Source organism: Streptomyces globisporus, assembly GCF_003501885.1.
GTDB classification, from domain to species: Bacteria; Actinomycetota; Actinomycetes; order Streptomycetales; family Streptomycetaceae; genus Streptomyces; species Streptomyces globisporus_D.
Window position 1 is genome coordinate 1 of the sequence record NZ_QWFA01000093.1, and the last position, 21,440, is coordinate 21,440.

Sequence of the window (21,440 nt, forward strand, 5' to 3'; positions counted from 1 at the left end):
CGCCCCGGCACCCCGCACCCCACGAAGGACTCACCGATGAGCACTGACCTCAGCCCCACCCCTCCGGCCGCCGCGGCCCCCGGGTCACGCGGGGCCGCCCCGGCGGTGGCGCGCCTGCTGGTGGAGAGCGTCCGGCGCAACTCCCGGCAGTACGGGATGCTGTTCGCGCTGGGACTCATCGTGCTGCTCTTCCAGATCTGGACGGGCGGCGACCTGCTCCTGCCGCGCAACGTCTCCAACCTCGTCCTGCAGAACAGCTACATCCTGATCCTCGCCATCGGCATGATGATCGTCATCATCTCCGGCCACATCGACCTCTCCGTGGGGTCGCTGACGGCTCTGGTGGGCGCGGTCGCCGCGGTGCTGATGGTGGAGCACCAACTCGCCTGGCCGCTCGCCGTGGTGGTGACCCTGCTGATCGGCGCGGCAGCGGGGGCGGTGCAGGGCTTCTTCATCGCGTACGTCGGCATCCCCTCGTTCATCGTCACGCTGGCCGGCATGCTGCTGTTCCGGGGGCTGACGGAGATCTTCCTGCAGGGACAGACCCTGGGCCCCTTCCCCGAGGGGCTGCAGAAGGTGGCGAACGGCTTCCTGCCGGAGGTCGGCCCGGTCACCAACTACCACAACCTGACCCTGCTGCTCGGGCTCGGAGTGATCGCCCTGGTGGTCAACCAGGAGATCCGCAACCGCGCCCGGCAGGCGGAGTTCGACCTGGCGCCCCTGCCGAAGAACCTGTTCGTCCTGAAACTCGTCGCCCTGGTCGCCGCCATCACGGTCGCCACGCTCCTGCTCGCCAGCTACAAGGGCGCGCCCGTGGTCCTGCTCATCCTCGCGGTCCTGCTGGTCTGCTTCGGTTACGTGATGCGCAACGTGGTGGTCGGACGGCACGTCTACGCGATCGGCGGCAACCTGCCCGCCGCCAAGCTGTCGGGCGTCAAGGACCGCAAGGTGACCTTCGCGGTCTTCCTGAACATGGGGATGCTGGCGGCCCTGGCCGGGCTGGTGTTCGCGGCGCGGTTCAACGCGGCCTCGCCCAAGGCGGGCATCAACTTCGAGCTGGAGGCCATCGCCGCGGCCTTCATCGGAGGGGCGTCGATGAGCGGCGGCGTGGGCACGGTGCTGGGCGCCGTCATCGGCGGGCTGGTCCTCGGGGTCCTCAACAACGGCATGAACCTGGTGGGCATCGGCACGGACTGGCAGCAGGTGATCAAGGGCCTGGCGCTGCTGGCCGCGGTCGGCTTCGACGTCTGGAACAAGCGCCGGGCGGGCTCCTGACCGGCCACGCGTGTGATCGGGCCCGGCCGGGGAGCAGGGCCCGGTCGGGGGACGGGCCTGGCCAGGGGCCAAGGCCCATCGGCCATCAGGTCCAGCCCGTTCAAGTCAGTCAGCAGGTCCGGTCTGTTCATGATCGTCTTTCGGGGGTCGGCCCGGTGGTCCACCAAGGGAGGTACGTCGACGACCGTCTGGAGGCGTCACACCACAGGCCCGATGTCACGCTCCACCCGCCGACCGATCCCGGCACCGCGACGAGCTTCCTGAACATCCGCGTCGCCGACATCGAACGCTGCTACCGCGAGGGGGGTGCGAAGGGGGCCGAGTTCCTCACCCCGCCGATCGACCGGAAGGTCGAGATCCGCTGTTACCTGCGCAACCCGGACGGCTATCTCATCGCGGTCGGCCAGGCCACGGGGCTGCTCGAAGGCATCCTGGCCGATCCGCCCGGCGGACAGGGCTGACCGGGGCAGCGGACTGCTTGATCGTCTCCGGGCGGGGTAGCGAATCGGTATGACCACTGACAGAACATCGCCCGCGACCGGCGGGTACGTACAGCCGGAGCTCGACGTCCGGGGGCTGACCGAGGTGCTCGACGGCGAGTACGCCGAGGTCCGTGACCTGGTCCGGGCCAATCTGGTGACGTACGCCTCGGTGCTGGACGAGGCCGAGGAGCTCGACATCGACGCGTACCGCGAGCGGGTGCGCGAACTCGTGGTCGAGATGGCGGCGACGGGCCAGACCGGCATGGGCTTCCCGAAGCGGTACGGCGGAGGCGGCGACGTGGGGGCCTCGATCGCCGCGTTCGAGACGCTCGCCTTCGGCGATCTGTCGGTGCTGGTGAAGGTCGGGGTGCAGTTCGGGCTCTTCGGCGGCGCGATCCTGCATCTGGGCACCGAACGCCACCACGACGCCTATCTCCCCGGTCTGATCACCGGGGAGCTGATGGGTTGCTTCGCGATGACGGAGACCGGGCACGGCTCGAACGTCCAGGCGCTCGGCACCGTCGCGCGCTACGACGTCGACGCCCAGGAGTTCGTCATCACCACCGAGGGCGACCAGGCGCGCAAGGACTACATCGGCAACGCGGCCCGCCACGGCGAACTGGCCGTCGTCTTCGCTCAGTTGGAGGTGGGCGGCGAGTCCCGGGGAGTGCACGCGTTCGTCGTGCCGATCCGGGTCGACGGCGAGGCCGCGCCCGGTGTCCACATCGAGGACGACGGCCGCAAGATGGGTCTCAACGGCGTGGACAACGGACGCCTCCGGTTCGACGGTGTGCGGGTCGATCGCGAGGCGCTGCTCAACCGCTTCGCCGACGTCACCCCGGAAGGCGTCTACGAGAGCACGATCGACAACCCGAACCGCCGCTTCTTCACCATGCTGGGCACCCTGGTGCAGGGCCGTGTCAGTGTCGGCGGCGCCGGGGTCGGCGCCGCCAAGGTCGCCCTCGCGATCGCCACGAAGTACGCCCTGCGGCGCCGGCAGTTCGCGGCCGGCCCCCAGGGGGAGGAGCAGTTGCTCCTCGACTACGGACTGCACCAGCGGCGTCTGCTGCCGCTCATCGCCCGTACGTACGCACTGCACTTCGCCCAGGACGTCGTCCGCACCCAGCTCCACGGCGTCTTCTCCGACCTGGAGGACGACGCGCAGGCACGACGCCTGCTGGAGGCCCGGGCCGCCGGAACCAAGGCGCTCGCCACCTGGCACGCCACCCAGGCGATCCAGGAGTGCCGCGAGGCATGCGGGGGCGCCGGCTATCTCGCCGTCAACCGGTTCGCCGCGCTCAAGGCCGACAGCGACATCTTCACCACCTTCGAGGGCGACAACCACGTCCTGCTCCAGCTCGTCGCCAAGGGCCTGCTCACCGACTACGCGAGCGAGTTCGAGGACCTGGACCAGCTGGGCATGGTCCGCTACGTCACCAATCTCGCCGTCGAGACGGTCATCGAGAAGACGTCGGCCCACAAGCTGCTCGAACGGGTCCGCGATCTCCTGCCGGGCGGCGACGAGTGGGACCGGGAGGCCGGTCTGCTCGACTCGGAGTACCAGCTCGCCATGGTCCGCTACCGGGAGGAGCACATGCTCGCCGGGGTGGCCCGCAGGCTCAAGAGCGGCATCGACCGCAAGCGCGATCCGGGCGCCGTCTTCTCCGAGGTCCAGGACCATGTCATCGCCGTCGCCCGCGCCCATATGGAGCGGCTGGTACTGGAGGCGTTCGTCGAGAAGATGCGTACGCTGCCCGAGGGCGGCAACAAGGTCGCCCTGGGCCTGCTGTGCGACCTGTACGCCCTGTCGACGATCGAGGCGGACCGGGCGTGGTTCATGGAGCACGGTCGGCTGACCGTCCAGCGCTCCAAGGCGATCACCCGCGAGGTGAACGACCTCTGCCGCAAGATCCGCCCCCTGGCCGGTGGACTCGTCGACGCCTGGGGGATCCCGGACGCCATGCTGCGCGCCCCGGACCTGGTGGGCGAAGCCTGAGGCCGACGGTGACCGTGACCCCGGGCCCGCAAGCCCGGGGCCTGTCGGTGAACCGTCAACCGGTGAACAACTGGGTGGCCTTGCGGATCAGTTCGTACAGCCCGTAGGCGAGTGGGGCGCCCACCCACAGCCAGGTCAAGGCGATCAGCGGCCGCCGGTCCTTCACCGTCGAGACGTCAGGCGGACTCTGACTGCTGCTGTCGGACATCGGGCGCTCCCTTCTGCGCGGTGACGTCGCCGAGGTGGTGCGACGGGTGGACCGGGCGGACCAGTTCGTTGGCCACGAAGCCGATGACGAGCAGGCCCATCATGATGAGGAGGGACGTCCCGTACAGATCCGCGCCGTCCTTCCCGGCCTCCTCCTGCCGGTCGGCGATCCAGTTCACGATCAGCGGTCCCAGAACACCGGCGGTGGACCAGGCGGTGAGCAGACGGCCGTGGATCGCGCCCACCTGGTACGTGCCGAACAGGTCCTTCAGATAGGCGGGGATCGTCGCGAAGCCGCCGCCGTAGAAGGAGAGGATGACCAGCGCGCACAGTACGAACAGCGGCTTGGACGAGTCGCCGACCAGGGCGATGAGCGCGTACATGAGCGTGCCCGCACCGAGATAGACGCGGTAGATGTTCTTGCGCCCGATCAGGTCGGAGGTCGAGGACCAGCCGATCCGGCCGGCCATGTTGGCCGCGGACAGCAGGGCGACGAACCCGGCGGCCGCGGTCACCGACACGGGCGTCGAGGTGCCCGCGAAGAAGTCCGTGATCATCGGCGCGGCCTTCTCCAGGATGCCGATGCCGGCCGTGACGTTCATGCAGAGCACGACCCACAGCAGCCAGAACTGCGGGGTGCGCAGCGCCTGACGGGCCGACACCTGCGGCCCGGCGGCGGGGGCCGGACTGCCGTTCGCCCGCTGTTCCTCCGTACGCGGGCGCGGCACCCGTACCAGCAGGACACCGAGCAGCATGAAGACCGCGTACGACAGTCCGTGCACCAGGAAGGCCAGCGCGATGCCCTTGCTGTCGCTGCCGAACGACTCCAGCATCTGCGCCGACCAGGGTGAGGCGATCAGCGCGCCGCCGCCGAACCCCATGATGGCGATGCCCGTGGCCATGCCCGGACGGTCGGGGAACCACTTGATGAGCGTCGACACGGGCGAGATGTAGCCGATGCCGAGACCGATGCCCCCGACGAAGCCGTACCCCAGGACGATCAGCCAGAACTGCTGGGTCGCCGCGCCGAGTGCGGAGAGCAGGAAGCCGGAGGAGAAACAGACGAGGGCGACGGTCATGGCCCATCGGGGCCCGCGCCGCTCGACGAGCGTGCCGCCGAAGGCGGCGGAGAGGCCGAGCATGACGATGCCGAGCTGGAAGGGCAGGGCGCTCTGCGTGCCGCTGAGGCCGAGCGCGTCCTCCAGCGGTGGCTTGAACACGGACCAGCCGTAGGCCTGGCCGATGGAGAGGTGGATCGAGAGGGCGGCGGGCGGTACCAGCCAGCGACTCCAGCCCACGGGGGCGATGGGGGGACTCATGGGTCCCTCACCGTAGTGAGGGGGAATCCTGTTGAGAAGACTGTTGGTTAAACTTTCACCTTGTTCGATTCGCGTGATGGCGGTGCGCGTCGGCGACGCGTGACGGGGATGGGCTACTTCCCGGACGCGGATGCGGATGTGGTCGCCGCGAGCACCAGCTCCACGCAGTGCGCCTCCAGCCGCTCGCGCGGTACGTCGAGCGTGCCGTGCAGCCACCCCGCGAAGAGGTTCGCCAGACCGCCGACCAGGGCGTGCGCGGCCAGGCGGCGGTCGATGTCGTCCCCCGTACCGGCGAGCCGGCCGCCCACGAGGTCGGTGAACACCGGCATGAGCAGATGGCTGCGGGCCCCGAGCACCGGGTCGGCGAAGGGCTCCAGGAGCAGAAGACGGCCCTTGTGCGGGGCGTCCAGGACCAGGGCGACGAAGGCGGAGACGGCGGCCCGGGCCTCGCGCTGCGGGCAGCCGGTCGCCACCGCTCCCTCCAGCGCGCTCCGGGCCTCGTCGGCGACCCGCTCGAAGGCGGCGAGGAGCAGGTCGTCGCGGCCGGCGAAGCTCTCGTAGAAATAGCGGTCCGTCAGACGCGCCTCGCGGCAGACGGACCGGACCGTGACGGCCGCGCACCCCTCCTCGCCGGCCAGGCGCTCGGCGACGTCCAGCAGGGTCTCCCGACGGGCGGCGCGACGATCGGCGAGCTTGGTGCCTCCCCAGCTCCGTTCCGTCAACTCCGGTTCCCCCGTGTTCCGTTCACGTCATCGTGTGCTGCTCACGACATTGACGACAGGTGTCCGCACATTTTAACCTGAGGACAGGTGTCATCAGATTGCTCTCGACGGCCTCGCAACGGAGAACCCCAGCGGAGGTACACGTGACAGCGTCACCGCAGGGACCGCACGGATCCCACCCGACCGGCCCGAGACCCCCCGAACCGCTCGGCCCAGACTCCCTGACCTGGCGCTGGTTCGGCGACTGGAGGGGCCTCCTCCTCGCCCCCTGGGCCGGATCGATGCAGAACATGCACCCCGAGCTGGGCGCGGGCGTCGCCGAGCACTCACGCTTCTTCGAGGAGCGCTGGGAACGGCTCTTCCGCTCGCTGTACCCGATCGGGGGAGTGGTCTACGACGGCCCGCTCGCCGCGCGTACGGCCCGCGAGGTGCGCGGCTACCACGCCGCGATCAGTGGGATCGACGCGCACGGCCGCCCGTACCACGCGCTCAACCCGGGCACGTTCTACTGGGCGCACGCCACGTTCTTCATGCTGACCGTGCAGGTCGCCGAGCGTTTCGGCGGCGGCCTCACCGAGGCGCAGCGGCACACGCTCTTCGACGAGCACGTCCGCTGGTACGCGCTGTACGGCCTCTCGATGAAACCCGTCCCCGGCAGCTGGGAGGAGTTCCAGCGGTACTGGGACCACATGTGCGCCGACGTCCTGGAGGACAACCGGCCGACCCGGGACGTCCTGAACATGCGCCGTATCGCCCGGCCGCCCCTCCTGCGGTGGCTGCCGTCGCCGCTCTGGGCCCTCGCCCGCGTCCCGCTCGTCCGGACGACCCTGTGGATCACGGTCGGCCTGTATCCGCAGACCGTCCGGGACCGTCTGGGCCTGCGCTGGACGCCCCAGGACGAACGCCTGCTGTGCCTGCTGGGCCGGTCGGTGCACCACGCCTGGCGGTACGTTCCCGAGCGGCACCGCTTCCACCCGCGCGCCCGGGCGGGCTGGGACCGCGAGCGGGGCAGGCCCGCATCGGCACCGGTCGAGACACCGGCCCGGAACCTGCCGCCCGAGGAACGGCGAGGGCTCCCGCAGCACTACGTGCCGAGAGGCGGCCCTCGCGACTGACAGCACCACGTGCCGAGAGGCGGCCTTCGCGACTGAGGTGGCCGACGGGTGAGCCCTGCCCCCGGGGCGTCCCGCCCCCCTGTACGTCACCCGCTTTGCTCCGCCGTAACGCCCTGCGACTAGTTTGGGTACAGCACGAACGAGCAGGCCCGTGGTGGCGGAGACCGACGCACGGGGGACGGGAGGTCGGGGAGAGTGTCGCTGCGCGGAGGTGATCCAGCCGAGATCGGCGGTTATCCGCTGGAGGAGCGGCTCGGTTCGGGTGGCATGGGCACGGTCTTCCTGGCCCGTACGAGTTCCGGCCGGCCCGTCGCGATCAAGCTGATCCACCAGCAGTTCGCGGGGGACGACGAGTTCCGCATCCGGTTCCGGCAGGAGGTGGCCGCCGCACGGCGGGTGAGCGGAGCGTTCACCGCCGCCGTGGTCGACGCCGCCCCCGAGGCCGACCAGCCGTGGATGGCGACGACCTACATCGAGGGCCCCACGCTCGCCCAGCGCATCACCGACGACGGTCCGCTGAACGGGCCGGAGCTGCGGAGGCTCGCCATCGGTCTCGCGGAGGCGCTGCGCGACATCCACCGGGTGGGCGTCGTCCACCGCGATCTCAAGCCGTCGAACGTCGTCCTCTCGACCGAGGGACCCCGCGTCATCGACTTCGGCATCTCCCGCGCCGTGGACCAGCAGACGCTGACGATGACCGGGCGGGTCATCGGTACGCCGCCCTTCATGTCGCCCGAGCAGCTGCAGGCGCCGCGGGGGGTGGGGCCGAGCTCCGACGTCTTCTCGCTGGGGACGCTCCTGGTGTACGCGGCGACGGGCCACGGGCCCTTCGACGCGGACAGCCCCTACATCACGGCGTACCAAGTGGTGCACGAGGAACCGTCGTTGGGCGCCGTGCCGGATGCCCTGCGCGCGGTCGTCGAGCCGTGCCTGGACAAGGATCCCGAGCGGCGTCCCTCGGTGGACGAACTCCTCGTGCTGCTGCGCGACCTGCCGTCCGACCTGGGCGGGACCGCCACCGGCGGGCCGGGGGCGGGCCGGACCCGCGACATGCTCACCCAGCACCACCTCATGACACCGGAGACCCCGCCGCCGACCAACCCCGCACCGGCTGCCCCGGCCCCGGCCGCCTCGGCCCCTTCCGTCTCGGGCAGCACCGGCACCGCGATCGGCGGCCGGCTGCGTCGCCGGTGGCGGCCTGTGCTGGCAGCGGCGGTCGCGGTGGCGGCGATCGGCGGGGGAGTCGCCGTGCTGAGGACGGGCGGCGCCGACGGGAACGGCGACGGCACGGACGGCCGGGGAACGGACGCGGGGCGGAGCGTCGCCGCACCGGGCGGCACCCTGCCGGACGGCTTCGAGCCGTGGCGCAGGACCGTGCAGGGCGGCCGCGAGGACATCCCCGACGAGCTGCGCTGCGTCGCCCGCGACGACGCGCTGTTCTGCGGGGGCGGCGGCGTCATCGCGACCCGGGTGAACCCCGCGGACGGATCGCCGGTGTGGACGGCGAAGAGCCCGGGCGTCCCCGCCCAGGGCATGTCCATGGTGGGTGCCACCGGCGACACCGTGATCGGCTACCGCATCGCGGACCAGGACGCCCCGCAGGGCCCGCCCACCGAGGTCGTCGCCCTTGACGCGGACAGCGGTGACGAGCTGTGGTCCACGCCGTCCGGCGCCCAGTCGACGGCCGTCACCGGCCGGACCCTGGACGCCGTCGTGGCAGGCTCTGCCGTGGTGACGGTCGACGCCTCCAACTCCCGCTTCGAGGCCCGCGACGCCCGCAGCGGCGAGGTCGCCTGGACGGCGGCGTTCCCCGCCGGCACCCAGTGCGCGCCCGTCCCGGTGGGCCCGCGGCTTCTCGCCATGTGCGCGACCGACGCGGAGGTCGACGCCCTCGAACAGCGAAGCCCCACCCTGCGAAGGCTCGCCCTCGACTCCGGGGAGCTGGGCGGGCCCGTCGAGGTCGAAGGACCCGCCGTGCCGGTGGGCGACGCTGACGGCTCCCTCGTCCTCCTCACGCCGCACTACGAGGGGACCGCACGGACCGGGTACGACGGGGTGGTCCGCGTCGACCCGGCCTCGGGGAAGGTGACCCGCTCCCGGTTCGACCAGGTGTACGACGGCACCCCCGGGATGGCCGACGGCACCGTCTACGTGAGCGGGCAGACCGGTCGTGTCACCGCGTTCGACCCCGCCACCGGCCGGAAGAAGTGGGCGCGGCAGACGGGCGTGGAAGGCGCGTCGGGGCCCGCGGCGGGGGACGGCGCGGTGTACTTCAGCTCGGCCACCGGCCGGGTCGTCGCGCTGTCTCCGGACGACGGAAAGGCACTGTGGGCGACGGACCCGCAGGCCGACGGGCTGACGGGGGAGCAGAACGCGAGCCCGCGCGTGACCGTCGCGGGCCGTGCGCTGTTCGTGGCCGCCGACGACAACACCCTCTTCGCCTTCGACGCACGGAAGCCGCCGAGGTCGGGCTGACCCGGCGGCCTCTCCACCGCCCCACCCCCGTGGGAGCGGCGTTCAGGCCCGGCGCAGGACCGCGGCCTCCGCGCCCCAGCCGAGTGCGACGGTCCGCTCGACCCGCCAGCCGGACCGCTCCGCGAGAACGGCGAGGGCGGCGGAGTCGCGCAGCGGGCTGCCGGTCGCGGTGAACGCGTGCAGCGCCGCCTCGGCCGCGTGCGGGCTCAGCCCGTCCGGGCGCGAGGCCTCCACGAGCACCGCCGTGCCCGTCCACTCGGCCAGCCGCGTGAGGAGCCGTACGGCCTCCTCGTCGGTGCGGTACGCCAGCGCCTTCGCGGCGACCGCGACATCCGCGGGGCCGCCCGTCCAGTCGATCCGGTCCGGCGCCGGAACGTGTTCGCGCAGCACCTCGGCCGGTACGCCCTCCTCCGCGATCCGCAGCCGCGGCCGCCGTCCGGCGTCGTCCAGGGCGGCGGCCATCGAGGCGCTTCCCGGGCCGGTCAGGAGGCAGGTCCCGACGTCCTCCCAGAGGGGATCGGCCGTCAGACCGGTCAGCAGGAACACCAACTGCTCGCACTCCTCGACCAGTTCGCCGTAACGCTCCGCGTCGTCGGCCACCGTGTCGTGCAGGGTGGCGCCCGAGGCGAGGCGCCACGGCGATGTGCCGTCCCGGAGCGCGGGGGCGAGGTGCGCGAGGGCGAGCAGCAGTTCGGCCTCGTGGCCGGTGTACTCCTCGCGCTCGTGGTCGTCCAGGAGTTCCGCGCCCCCCGCGCCGAGACGCAGCCCGCTCCCGTCGGCGTCGACGACCACGTCGTACGCGGCGAGCAGCGGCAGCAGGGCGGCGATCCCCGGACCGGGCACGCCCAGGCGGATCGCGAGGGCGTCGGCGGAGAGCCCCGGGGTGTCGGCGGCCGCGTCGACCACGCCGAGCTGCAACGCGGCCCGGGCGACCAGCCACGGCAGCGGCGACGGAATCCCGGCGGGACCCGGTGCTGCGTCGGCCATGGCCTTCGCCTCCGGTGCGGCGGGCTCCTCGCGGTGCCAGTATCCCGTGATGTTCAGCCGGTCCTTGGGGAGCTTCCGCTCCCGCTGGAGATACCGGCGTACCGGCAGCAGCGCCCGGCTCTCCGCCGCTGCCCAGACGTACCCCTCGCCCGCCGGCACCGGCAGCGCGCGGACGGCGGACTCCAGCGCCGCCGCGTCACCCGGCTCAGCGAGGACCCAGGCGACCGTGTCGCCCTCGCGCAGGGCCAGGTCCTGGCGTGCCGCGTCGTCCGAGAGGGTCACCAGGACGTGCGCCGGGACGTCCAGGGGGCGTTCGTCGAGGAAGCGGCCGATCGCGGGCAGCGCCGTCTCGTCGCCGACGAGCTGGATCCAGTCCAGCCGTTCCGGCAGCCGGAGCGAGGACTTGGGGCCGACGAACCACAGCTCGTCGCCCTCCCGGGCCGCGGCGGACCAGGACTCCGCGGGCCCTTCGCCGTGCACCACGAAGTCGAGGTGCAGCTCTCCCGCGACGAGGTCCACCCGCCGGGGCGTGTAGTCGCGGGTCAGCCGGTGTGCCGCCGGGGTCCACTCGATGCCGTGCGGCAACTGGGCCGGGAGCGCCGCCCGGACGTCCCCGTCGGCGGCCAGGATCAGCTTGATGTGGTCGTCGAACCCGGGCGCGGCGAAGCCGGGGTGGCCGACCCCGTCGCGGGTGAACGCTGCGAGGTCCTCGCCGCCGAGGACGACGCGCCGCATCCGGGGGGTCACCTCCTCGACGCGGCGCACGGTGACCCGGCGCAGGACGAGGGGGTGCGTCGTGTACGCGCGCTGGGCGGCCATCAGGAGAACTGCTTCTCGATGATGTCGAGCAGGGCCATCGACTCGTCGTAGTCGCCGCGCAGCACCCAGTGGGGCAGGTCATAGGCGCGGTTCGCCTTGAAGGCGGGCAGCGCCTTGTAGACGGGGTTCTTCTTCAGGGTGGCGACGTCGGTCGTGTCGGCGTTGAATCCCATCACGAACACGGACGGCTGGGTGATCGTCTGGCCCACCTTCTCGGTCGACAGCTCGAACATGTCACCGCCCTGCCCGTACACCTTGAAACCGCCGTCGGCGAAGACCGGGGCCGGCTCGATGCCGACCTTCTTCAGCTCGGTGGGCAGGCCCACGCTCTCCACCAGGCCGAAGGCGGTGCCGTCGCCGGTGAAGGTGAGGAAGGAGACCGGGCCGGCCGGCGGTGTGATCGCCTGCTTCACCTCGTCGATCCGCTTGTCGTAGGCGGCCACGTGCTCCTTGTAGACGTCGGGCTTGCCGAACACGTCGTCGGCGAGGAAGGAGAACTGGGCCCGCCAGTCGCCGAGCTTCTTGCCGACGAGCACGGTGGGGGCGATGTCGGAGAGGTCGTCGTACACCTTCTCCGCCTGGAACAGCGGGAAGCCGATGCCGCCGCCGACGATGAGGTCGGGGTCCAGGGCGAGGATCGCCTCCAGGTCGAAGCCGTCGACGCTCCAGGGCAGGAACGTCGTGCCGTCCTCCTTCGCCTCCTTCGCCCAGTTCGGAGAGAACTCGCCCTTGCTCTCGGCGTCCTCGGGAATCGTCGCCGTGACCGGTACGTCGAGGTCGTAGAGGTACCCGGCGAGCGCGTGGTTCAGCACGACCACCCGCTTCGGCTCGGTCGGCACCGTCACCTTGCCGTAGTCGGTCGTGACGATCCGGGCCTTCGCGGCGGACGCCTTGTCCCCGTCGCCCGACGGGTCGGAGGCCGAGCAGCCGGTGAGGGCCAGCGCGGCGACGACCGCGACGGCGAGAAGACGGGCAGGAGCAAACATGGGACCTCATGAGACTGGGCAGGCTCGACCGTTCGAGCTGTTGGTAAGGTGAGGCTAACCTCGCTGGTTCCGCTGCGTCGATCCGAGTACGACATGGTCGGTGACGGTCACGACGCATCGCACAACGGGAGGCACGCTTGCCGACGAGATCCCTCGGCACCGTGGTCGCCGAGAACGCCATCCGCTTTCTGGGACACGCCACGCACCAGCACGACGAGCCCCATCTCGTCTACGTGGTGACGGGCAGCGCCCGTCTGACCGCCGACGGCCAGGAGTGGCGGCTCGGCCGCCACGAGGCGCTCTGGCTGGCCCCGCGCGTGCCGCACGCCCTGCGGATCGAGCCGGGCGGCATGGCGCTCGGCCCCTTCCTCGACCCCGCTGACCAGCCGCGATGCCGGGTTCAGCCGCTCGGGGCGGTGCCCGCGCTCACCGAGGTCATGACCACCGCGCTCGGGGCCGCGCCGACCACACCGGAGCAGGTCGAACCGTTCCGGCAGGCGCTCGGGCGCGTGCTGAGAGGCATCTCCCGGCAATACTTCCCGGTCGTCCTGCCCGTCCATCCCGCCGTGCGCGTCCTCGCCCGCGAGGCCCTGCGCACCCCCTCGGCGACGCTGGAGAGCCTCGCCGAACGGCACCGGATGAGCGCCCGTCAGGTGCAGCGCGTCTTCCTCGACGAGACCGGACTGCCCTTCACACGGTGGCGCAACCGGGCCAGGATGAACGCCGCCGTCGAACACCTCCGCGGCGGGGGCGAGCTGACGGCGGCGGCCAAGGCGGCCGGTTACGCCACCCGGGCCGGACTTCTGCGGGGGCTGAGCCGCGAGTCCGGAGTACCGGTGAGCGAGCTCACCACGGACGCGGTGGGGGCGCTCGGCGGCTGACCCGGGGGGCCCGGGCCGCCGCGGCCCCGGCCGTACATGTACGTCGATCACGCACGGCACTCCGGCCTGTCCGGGGGGCGGGTTGCTCAGGGAGAACAGATGGCACAGGCGCTCGCGACGAAGGACGCGCCACCACCGGCCGTACCGTCGAGGTCGTCCCGTCGAAGGACGCGCCGGCTCATCGGCCTGGGCGTCGCCGTCGGCGCCCTCCTCGTGGCGGTGCTGCTCAGCGTCGCGATCGGTTCGGCGCTGCTCCCGCTCGACGTGGTGTGGCAGGCGCTGACCGCGCCCGACGGCTCCGCCTCGCACGCCACGGTCAGCGGCGCCCGCGTGGACCGCACCCTGCTCGGCATCGTCGTCGGCATGTCCCTGGGCGTGGCGGGCGCGTTGATGCAGGCGCTCACGCGCAATCCGCTCGCCGACCCCGGTGTCCTCGGCGTCAACGCCGGGGCGGGCTTCGCCGTCACGCTGGGCGTCGCCGTCCTCGGCGTCACCCGCATCGAGCAGTACCTGCCCCTCGCCCTCGTCGGCGCCGTCGTCGGATCGGCGTTCGTCTACCTCGCCGCGAGCGGCGGACGGGGCGGGCCGACCCCGGTGCGCCTGACCCTCGTCGGGGTCGCCTTCACGGCGGTCCTGGTCGGCATCTCCCAGACCCTCGCCCTGATCGACACGGAGACCTTCGACCGGATGCGGTTCTGGGGCGCGGGCACCCTCACCGACCGCCCGACGGGCACGGCCGGCGACATCCTGCCCTTCGTCCTGGCCGGTCTGCTGGTCGCCGCCCTCTGCGCCCGCCCGCTCAACGCGATCGCCCTCGGCGACGACGCGGGGCGGGCAGTCGGGCTGCGGGTCGGAGCGGTGCGGTGCGGTGTGGTGGTCGCGGTGGCCCTGCTGTGCGGTGCGGCGACGGCCGCGGCGGGCCCGCTGATGTTCGTCGGACTGATGGTGCCGCACGCGGTGCGGTGGCTGACCGGTCCCGACTGGCGCTGGATCCTCGTCTTCTCCGCCGCCCTCGCCCCGGTGATCGTCCTGATCGCCGACGTCCTGGGCCGGTTGATCGTGATCCCCTCCGAACTTCAGGTCGGGGTCATGATGCCGCTCATCGGCGCTCCCGTACTGATCCTCCTCGTACGCGGAAGCCGGGTGAAGGAGCTGTGAGCGGGGCGTTCGTCATCAGAGCGGGTTCTCTGAGCCTGCGGGCGTCACGCCGCTCGGCAGTCGTCTGCGGACTGCTGGCGGCCGCGCTGATCGCCCTGGCGCTGTGGGCGTTCACCCTCGGCAGCTTCGCGCTGAGCCTCGGCGACCTGCTGTCGGTCCTCACCGGCACCGCCCGCAACAGCGTCCGCATCGTCGTCCTGGAGTGGCGCGCCCCGCGCATCGTCGCCGCCATGGTGTTCGGGGCGGCCCTGGCGGTGGGCGGCGCGGTCTTCCAGTCCCTGACCCGCAACCCGCTCGGCAGCCCCGACGTCATCGGCTTCACCACCGGCTCGTACACCGGTGTCGTCCTCATGCTGCTGGCGGGCGCGACCAGTTACTCGGCCCTCGCGGCGGGCGCGCTCGCCGGCGGGCTCCTCACCGCGTTCGCCGTGTATCTGCTGGCGTTCCGGCGCGGCGTGCGGGGATTCCGGCTCATCATCGTGGGCATCGCGGTCGGGGCGCTGCTCTCCTCGGTCAACACCTGGTTCTCGGTGAAGACCGATGTGGACACCGCGCTGCGGGCCGCCGTCTGGGGCGCCGGTTCGCTGAGCGCCATCGGCTGGCCCGCCGTGCTGATGTCCTCCGCCCTGGTGGCGGCGGTCGCCCTGGTCGCCCCAGTGGCGCAACGCCGGATGCGCTGGCTCGAACTGGGCGACGACACCGCGGCGATGCTGGGCGTCCCCGTCGAGCGGACGAAGCTGCTGCTGGTGGTCCTCGGCGTCGCCGCGACCGCCGCGGTCACCGCGGCGGCGGGCCCCATCGTCTTCGTGGCCCTGGCGGCGCCGCAGATCGCCCGTCGGCTCACCGGCCGCGGATCCACCGTCGACCTCACCGGTTCGGCGCTCGTCGGCGCGCTCCTGCTGCTCGGCGCGGACATCGCGGCGCAGCACGCGATTCCTGGCGTGGTGCTGCCGACCGGTGCGGTCACCGTGTGCGTCGGCGGGGCGTATCTGCTGGTGCTGCTGGTACGGGAGTCGCGCCGGGGGCTGTAGGGAGTGTCCCTGTACAGGCCGCCCACCGCCGGCCGCCCGGTCGACCGTCCGCGGTCCGCTCAGTCGCCGAGGATCCGCTCCCACAGCAGCCCGTCCCGCCAGCCGCCGTCGAGGAAGATCGCGGCGTGCGCGACGCCGTACGGGGTGAAGCCGTTGCGGCGCAGCACCCGTTGGGAGGGCAGGTTCTCCAGATTGGTGGACGCCTCGGCGCGGTGCAGGTTCAGCTCCTCCCGCATCACCCGGAGGGCGAGCCCGACGGCGTTCCCGGCGTGGCCCCGGTTCTGGGCGACGGAGGCGATCCAGTAGCCGACGGAGCCGCGGCGCAGATGCGGCTGGGGCAGGATGCCCCCGACGGTGATCTGTCCGATCACCTCGTCACCGGCGAGCACCACTCCCGGCCAGACCGTACCGGCCCGGTGCCCCGCCAACAGCCCCTCGATCCGCTCCACCTGGCCCCGAGGGGTGAAGAAGTCGTCCGGCTGGGCCGGTTCCCACGGCCGGAACGCCTCGGCGTCCCGTACCCGGTGGGCGGCGATCGCGGCGGCGTCGGTGGGCTCTATCAGGCGGATGCTGGTACTGCTGGGCATGGGCCGGTCCTCGTCGGGGTGGCGGAAGGGACCGGCCCAACCTATGTGAGCGCGTCAGGACCTGTGCGAGCGCGTCAGGGCACCTTCACCCAGTCGAGAGTGCGCTCCACCGCCCGCTTCCAGCCCGCGTAGCCCTCCGCGCGCTGTTTCTCGGACCATTGGGGCGACCAGCGTTTCGACTCGTGCCACTGGGCGCGCAGTTCGTCGGTGTCCTGCCAGAAGCCGGCCGCGAGCCCGGCCGCGTAGGCGGCGCCGAGAGCGGTCGTCTCGGCCACGACGGGACGGCTGACCTCGACGCCGAGGACGTCCGACTGGATCTGCATGCAGAGGTCGTTGGCGGTGACGCCCCCGTCGACCTTGAGCACGTCGAGATGGACCCCGGAGTCCTGCTCCATCGCCTCGACCACATCGCGGCTCTGGTAGCAGATGGCCTCCAGCGTGGCCCGTGCCAGGTGGGCGTTGTCGTTGTACCGGGCCAGGCCGACGATCGCGCCGCGGGCGTCGGAGCGCCAGTACGGGGCGAACAGGCCGGAGAACGCGGGCACGAAGTACATCCCGCCGTTGTCCTGGACGCTGCGGGCCAGCTCCTCGCTCTCCGGCGCCGACTTGATGATCTTCATCTGGTCGCGCAGCCACTGCACCGCGGACCCGGTGACGGCGATGGACCCCTCCAGCGCGTAGACCACCGGTTCGTCGCCGAACTGGTACGCCACCGTGGTGAGCAGGCCGTTCTGCGAACGGACCAGCTCGGCACCGGTGTTGAGCACCAGGAAGTTGCCGGTCCCGTAGGTGTTCTTGGCCTCGCCGGGGGAGAAGCAGACCTGGCCGACGGTTGCCGCCTGCTGGTCGCCGAGGACGCCGCAGATGGGAATGGCGGCGCTCAGCGGCCGCGAGGTGCGCGTGGAGCCGTAGGCGTCCGGGTGCGACGAGGGGTTGATCTTCGGGAGCATCGCCCGGGGGATGCCGAAGAAGTCCAGGAGTTCCTCGTCCCAGTCGAGGGTCTCCAGGTTCATCAGCATGGTGCGGCTCGCGTTGGTCACGTCGGTGGCGTGGATACCGCCGTTGGGGCCGCCGGTCAGGTTCCACAGGACCCAGGCGTCGGTGTTGCCGAAGATCGCGTGACCGGCCTCGGCCGCCTCCCGTACGCCGTCGACGTTCTCCAGGATCCACTGGATCTTGCCGCCGGAGAAGTACGTCGCCGGCGGCAGCCCGGCCTTGCGGCGGATGACCTCGCCCTTGCCCGAACGCTCCAGGTTCGCGGCGATGACGTCCGTACGGGTGTCCTGCCAGACGATGGCGTTGTAGTAGGGCCGCCCGTTGCGCGGGTCCCAGACCACCGTGGTCTCCCGCTGGTTGGTGATCCCGATCGACACCAGGTCGGTCGGCGACAGACCCCCGTGCCGCAGGGCGTTCTGGATCACCGAGTTGGTGCGCTCCCAGATCTCCACGGGATCGTGCTCCACCCAGCCGGAGCGGGGCAGGATCTGCTCGTGCTCCAGCTGGTGCTTGGCGACCTCGTTGCCGCCGTGGTCGAAGATCATGAATCGGGTGCTGGTGGTCCCCTGGTCCACCGCGCCGATGAAGTCCGCCATGATGTGCTGCCTCTCCGGGCGCTGTGGTTCAGTCTTGGGACGCCGGGACACGGCCCGGCGGTTCGGGTTCGGCGGACGGCAGGAAGCGTCCGACGAGGAACTTGTAGAGCCCCGCGCCCAACAGGCCGCCGAGCAGCGGCCCGATGATGGGCACCCAGAAGTAGAGATTCCCGTACTGGTCCCGCCACGCCCCGCCGTAACCGGTGAGGAAGCTCGCCAGCCGGGGGCCGAAGTCACGGGCCGGGTTGATCGCGTACCCGGCGTTCGTTCCCCAGGCCATGCCGATCGCGACCACGACCAGGCCGATGATGAACGGGCCCATGTTCGAGCCGGGCGGGGTGTTGAGCATGTCGGTGATGGCCAGGATCAGCAGCAGCAGGATGGCGGTGCCGATGATCTGGTCGCGGAACGCGCCCCACTCGTGCACCGGCAGCGCCGGGTTGCCGTTGGCGGGCAGGGTGGAGAACACCCCCTGCGTCTTGATGGTGTGCCCGGGGTCGGCCTTCGCCAGCGCCTCGCTGTAGTTCCAGCGGACGATCAGCGCGGCCACGAACGCCCCGGCCGTCTGCGCCACCGCGTAGGGGGCGACCTTCTTCCACGGGAACCCCTTGAACGCGGCCAGCGCCAGGGTCACCGCGGGGTTGAGGTGGGCCCCGCTCAGCCGCGCCGCCACATAGACGCCGAGCGTGACGCCCAGCCCCCACGCCCAGGCGATGCTGTCGTGGTCCCCGAGCCCGCCGGCCGGATCCGTCAGGGCTCCGCCCGCCGCCACCTGGGCCACGACACCGCAGCCGAAGAGGATGAGAATCATCGTGCCCGCGAACTCGGCCGACAACTCGCCGACCAGTCCGGACTTCTTACGTAGCTCAGCCATGGAAGCTCGCCCTCCGCCGACGGTGCCGGCTGTCGACTATCCGAGCAGTGTCAGCAGGCTAAGGCGATTTGATGAAAGGGGCATATCGGGGGAACCGGGCGGCTGGTGGGCGGTCCCGGCGGTGGACCGAACGGGTGAGAGTGGGCTTGTGCCGAGCGGCCGGGACAGATCGCCGGACGCCCGCCCGGTCCGGGGCCCGACGCGTCATGCGTGACCGGTCGCGCCCCGCCTCAGGACCGCGGCCGCCGGTCTGAGACGCTGTCCCGGCACGTACCTGACCAGCCGCTGCTGTCGGTCCCGGCGCTCATCGCCGTCGCGGCGCTGCTGGGCTGACCGCCCGGTGCTCGGCGGGCCAGCAGTCAGTACAGGACGGCCGGGACCACGAGGCCCACGATCCAGGAGATGTCCGCGCCGCCCAGCGGATCTGCCAGCGGACCCGTGTAGAAGTGCCAGACCAGGAACGGGAGTTGGGCGAGGATGCCGATCCCGTAGACGGTGAGCGCGTCCCAGCGCCAGGCACCGTAGCGGCCCCGGGGGTCGGAGAGCGCGGGGATGTCGTACCGGTCGCCGAGCGGATGCGGCTGCTGCTCGGCGCCCCCGACCGCCCGACACCCCCGCTCGGCCGGATCCAGGACCCGTACGGCTTCCGGTGTCTGCCGCAGATCCACGGCCCCGCGCACGACGCGGCGGACGCGCTCGAAGGGGTCCTGGAGGTCGAGATCAACGCGGCGGCCGAGAACCCGCTGATCTCCGCCGACGACATGGCGTCCTACCACCACGGCGGCTTCTGCCTCGCCCAACTCGCCCTGTCACTTGACCACTTCAGGCTGGCGGTGACCCAGGTGGCGCGGCTCTCCACTTCCCGCCTCTCGACCCTGAACGAACCGGGCTTCACCCGGCTGCGCCCCTTCCTCGCGGACGGCGAGCCCGCCTCCTCGGGCGTGATGATCCTCGAGTACGCGGCCGGGGCGGCCCTCGGCGACCTGCGGGCCTAGGCGGTGCTCACGACCTGGTGGCGACGTCGCAGCCCTCGCCGTCGCCCTCCCGCATCCGCTCCTCGATCGGCGTGCTGCGGTCGTACGGGTCGACCGCCGGGCCGTCGCCCGCGTCGGCGGTGGTGCGGTCGGCGAGGAACGCGGGGACCAGATAGCCGGTGTAGGTGTCGCAACCGCCGTTGGTGGTGTCCACCTTGTAGGAGACGAGGGAGAACGTCCCCGGCTCGATCACGATCTTCTCCGGGTCGTCCCAGCTCAGCACCACCTCGCGGCGCACGATGGTGCGCGCGACCTCGTCGTCGCCCGAGGCGCGCATGACCGGGTAGACGTAGGTGACGTCGGTGGACATCTCCACCGCGCCCTTCTCGCCCTCCCGGAAGGTGACCCGGCCGCGCGTCTTGACCACGTCCCCGACCGGCCGCACCTCGGCGGACCGGAAGCGGCTGAACAGCAGGAGCGGGTCGTTCTCGCGGTCGGGCGCGCGGAGCGCCTTCTTCAGGTAGGCCTGCACGTCCGCCTGGTGCGGGTTGATGAGCGCCATGGCCTTCGTGGGTCGCTCGCCGCGCAGCACGGCGGGGTCGAGGCTGGAGGCGACGAGGAAGTCCCGGGTGCGGTCCAGCGCCGTGCCGACCTCCGCCTCGCTCATCCAGCCGGTCGCCCGGGGTGCGGGCAGATGGATGCCCGCCGCGCCGTCGGCCCACCGTGCCGCCGGGGATCCGGCGAACGGCTCGTCCTGCGTGGGAAGCGGGCCTTCCCCCTCCTGGGCGGGCGGCCCGTCCGGGCGCTCCGACTCCGCGGCGAGGGGCAGGGTGTCCACCGCGTCCCCGCCGTCGAACCAGCCGACGATCCGGCCGGGGGCGACGGCCACGGCAACCAGCAGGGCGACGACGACCGCGAGGCCCACCGCGTACCAGCCCTTGCCGCGCCGGGGCCGGGGCGGCTGATGCGTCCGCCACCCCCGCGGCGGTTCGGGCTCCTCCTGCAGTCGCCGGGTCACCATCCGGGCCCGCGCCGACGGTTCCTCGGGCGCGCCCGGGCTGCCGGCCTCGGACTCCCTCAGGAACCGCTCCCACTCCTCGTCCGGTACGGACGCCCCACCCTTGCTCAACTCACCGCTCCCGTCCCTGTTTCCGCGCCGGTCCCTCCCCAGGCCCGAACGCTGCACGGGGCATCATCACACGCGCCGCCGACATCGACGGCGGGCGGTCGGGTCACCGGCCGGGCGCCCCCACGCGCAGCCCGTCCATGACGAGATCCAGCAGTCGGCCGGCCCTCGGCTCCCAGTCCTCCTGCGGATCGATCTGCCAGAGACCGGCGATCGCGAGGAAGAAGTCGTCCGCCGTCACCCCCGGGCGGATGACACCGGCGTCCTCGCAGGCGCGGAGCAGGGTTTCGGCCGCTTCCATGACCGGGGTGGGGCCGGGCCTGGCGGGTCCGCCCGGTGCGCTGGTCACCAGCCGGATCGCGTCCGCGAGACCCGCCTTCGTCATCGCGAAGCGGGCGAGCCGGTCCATCCACTCGCGCAGGGCCTTCTCCGGCGGGCGGGTCTGGAGCAACTCGCACGCCGCGTCGGCGACCTGCTGCATCTCGTAGCGGTAGACCTCCAGGACCAGCGCCTCCCGGTGGGGGAAGTTGCGGTAGAAGGTGCCCTGCCCGACCCCCGCCTTCTTGGCGATCGCGCTCAGCGGGGCATCCGCGCGCAGCGTCAGTTCGACCGTGGCCACGCGCAGGATGCGCTCACGGTTGCGCTGGGCGTCCGAACGCAGGGCGGTGTCCTTCTTCGGATGCTGGGACACGGATCCTCCTCGGGGGGCGTGGCCGGACTCGGGGTGCGTGGCCGAAACCCGCCCCTTGTTAACCGGACAGCTGTCCGTTACGTTCTCCGGGTAAGCGGACAGTGGTCCGGTTAGGGCCACCTTACTCCCGGCCGGGGCCGGCG

At 71.9% G+C, this 21,440-nt stretch carries 17 protein-coding genes and 3 pseudogenes; 9 read left to right on the forward strand and 11 right to left on the reverse strand.

The window, feature by feature from the left end; genetic code table 11:
• The first annotated feature begins 36 nt into the window (after positions 1–36).
• The 3 genes and pseudogenes from mmsB to D3105_RS18365 all read left to right on the forward strand — a co-directional run bounded on the left by mmsB (position 37) and on the right by D3105_RS18365 (position 3,753).
• Positions 37–1,275, forward strand: coding sequence for a multiple monosaccharide ABC transporter permease (mmsB, locus tag D3105_RS18355; RefSeq protein WP_118904261.1), 1,239 nt, complete (start codon positions 37–39; stop codon positions 1,273–1,275).
• Between the two features lie 184 nt (positions 1,276–1,459).
• Positions 1,460–1,736: pseudogene (locus tag D3105_RS18360) on the forward strand (VOC family protein); the annotation flags it as partial.
• Positions 1,737–1,785: 49 nt separating this feature from the next.
• Positions 1,786–3,753 (forward strand): acyl-CoA dehydrogenase family protein, encoded by a 1,968-nt coding sequence (locus tag D3105_RS18365; RefSeq protein WP_118904242.1) that lies wholly within the window; start codon positions 1,786–1,788, stop codon positions 3,751–3,753.
• 55 nt (positions 3,754–3,808) lie between these two features.
• On the opposite strand, the gene D3105_RS34620 is transcribed toward D3105_RS18365, so the two are convergent.
• The 3 genes from D3105_RS34620 to D3105_RS18375 all read right to left on the reverse strand — a co-directional run bounded on the left by D3105_RS34620 (position 3,809) and on the right by D3105_RS18375 (position 6,001).
• On the reverse strand, positions 3,809–3,961 hold the full coding sequence (locus D3105_RS34620) for an MFS transporter small subunit (RefSeq protein WP_165891039.1): 153 nt from the start codon (positions 3,959–3,961) through the stop codon (positions 3,809–3,811).
• A complete protein-coding gene (locus tag D3105_RS18370; RefSeq protein WP_118904243.1) occupies positions 3,930–5,279 on the reverse strand; it encodes an OFA family MFS transporter in 1,350 nt (449 codons plus the stop codon). Before D3105_RS18370 ends, D3105_RS34620 begins: the two co-directional genes overlap by 32 nt.
• 113 nt (positions 5,280–5,392) lie before the next feature.
• Positions 5,393–6,001, reverse strand: a complete 609-nt coding sequence (locus D3105_RS18375; protein ID WP_118904244.1) for a TetR/AcrR family transcriptional regulator — start codon at positions 5,999–6,001, stop codon at positions 5,393–5,395.
• A gap of 143 nt (positions 6,002–6,144) precedes the next feature.
• Here D3105_RS18375 and D3105_RS18380 point away from each other — a divergent pair, with 143 nt between their 5' ends.
• The gene (locus D3105_RS18380) at positions 6,145–7,116 is read left to right on the forward strand and encodes an oxygenase MpaB family protein (RefSeq protein ID WP_118904245.1); all 972 of its coding nucleotides are present in this window, start codon (positions 6,145–6,147) and stop codon (positions 7,114–7,116) included.
• A 195-nt stretch (positions 7,117–7,311) separates the two neighbouring features.
• Positions 7,312–9,591, forward strand: coding sequence for a protein kinase domain-containing protein (locus tag D3105_RS18385; protein ID WP_118904246.1), 2,280 nt, complete (start codon positions 7,312–7,314; stop codon positions 9,589–9,591).
• 42 nt (positions 9,592–9,633) lie between these two features.
• On the opposite strand, the gene D3105_RS18390 is transcribed toward D3105_RS18385, so the two are convergent.
• Both D3105_RS18390 and D3105_RS18395 read right to left on the reverse strand, forming a co-directional pair.
• Positions 9,634–11,397, reverse strand: coding sequence for a siderophore-interacting protein (locus tag D3105_RS18390; protein WP_118904247.1), 1,764 nt, complete (start codon positions 11,395–11,397; stop codon positions 9,634–9,636).
• Positions 11,397–12,383, reverse strand: coding sequence for an ABC transporter substrate-binding protein (locus D3105_RS18395; RefSeq protein WP_118904248.1), 987 nt, complete (start codon positions 12,381–12,383; stop codon positions 11,397–11,399). The genes D3105_RS18390 and D3105_RS18395 overlap by 1 nt, the downstream gene beginning before the upstream one ends.
• 137 nt (positions 12,384–12,520) lie before the next feature.
• Between D3105_RS18395 and D3105_RS18400 the strand changes: the two genes are divergently transcribed.
• From D3105_RS18400 to D3105_RS18410, 3 genes are all read left to right on the forward strand, one after another.
• The gene (locus D3105_RS18400; RefSeq protein ID WP_118904249.1) at positions 12,521–13,264 is read left to right on the forward strand and encodes a helix-turn-helix domain-containing protein; all 744 of its coding nucleotides are present in this window, start codon (positions 12,521–12,523) and stop codon (positions 13,262–13,264) included.
• Between the two features lie 99 nt (positions 13,265–13,363).
• On the forward strand, positions 13,364–14,422 hold the full coding sequence (locus D3105_RS18405) for an iron chelate uptake ABC transporter family permease subunit (RefSeq protein ID WP_118904250.1): 1,059 nt from the start codon (positions 13,364–13,366) through the stop codon (positions 14,420–14,422).
• Positions 14,419–15,453 (forward strand): FecCD family ABC transporter permease, encoded by a 1,035-nt coding sequence (locus D3105_RS18410; protein ID WP_118904251.1) that lies wholly within the window; start codon positions 14,419–14,421, stop codon positions 15,451–15,453. Before D3105_RS18405 ends, D3105_RS18410 begins: the two co-directional genes overlap by 4 nt.
• A gap of 59 nt (positions 15,454–15,512) precedes the next feature.
• Here D3105_RS18410 and D3105_RS18415 read toward each other — a convergent pair whose 3' ends face one another.
• From D3105_RS18415 to D3105_RS18430, 4 genes and pseudogenes are all read right to left on the reverse strand, one after another.
• A complete protein-coding gene (locus D3105_RS18415; protein ID WP_118904252.1) occupies positions 15,513–16,040 on the reverse strand; it encodes a GNAT family N-acetyltransferase in 528 nt (175 codons plus the stop codon).
• A gap of 74 nt (positions 16,041–16,114) precedes the next feature.
• The gene (gene glpK / locus D3105_RS18420; RefSeq protein ID WP_118904253.1) at positions 16,115–17,632 is read right to left on the reverse strand and encodes a glycerol kinase GlpK; all 1,518 of its coding nucleotides are present in this window, start codon (positions 17,630–17,632) and stop codon (positions 16,115–16,117) included.
• A 28-nt stretch (positions 17,633–17,660) separates the two neighbouring features.
• Entirely contained in the window at positions 17,661–18,506 is an 846-nt protein-coding gene (locus tag D3105_RS18425) for an MIP/aquaporin family protein (protein ID WP_032779955.1), read from the reverse strand.
• 362 nt (positions 18,507–18,868) lie between these two features.
• A pseudogene (locus D3105_RS18430) lies at positions 18,869–19,072 on the reverse strand (cytosine permease); the annotation flags it as partial.
• On the opposite strand from D3105_RS18430, the pseudogene D3105_RS18435 reads away from it, so the two are divergent.
• Positions 18,995–19,498 (forward strand): annotated as a pseudogene (locus D3105_RS18435) (aromatic amino acid lyase); the annotation flags it as partial. The pseudogenes D3105_RS18430 and D3105_RS18435 overlap by 78 nt on opposite strands.
• A 10-nt stretch (positions 19,499–19,508) precedes the next feature.
• On the opposite strand, the gene D3105_RS18440 reads toward D3105_RS18435, so the two are convergent.
• Positions 19,509–20,609: a hypothetical protein gene (locus tag D3105_RS18440; protein ID WP_118904254.1), complete on the reverse strand. Its 1,101-nt coding sequence runs from the start codon at positions 20,607–20,609 to the stop codon at positions 19,509–19,511.
• A gap of 103 nt (positions 20,610–20,712) precedes the next feature.
• Complete coding sequence (locus D3105_RS18445) at positions 20,713–21,297, reverse strand: TetR/AcrR family transcriptional regulator (RefSeq protein WP_118904255.1); 585 nt, start codon at positions 21,295–21,297, stop codon at positions 20,713–20,715.
• Positions 21,298–21,440 lie beyond the last annotated feature (143 nt).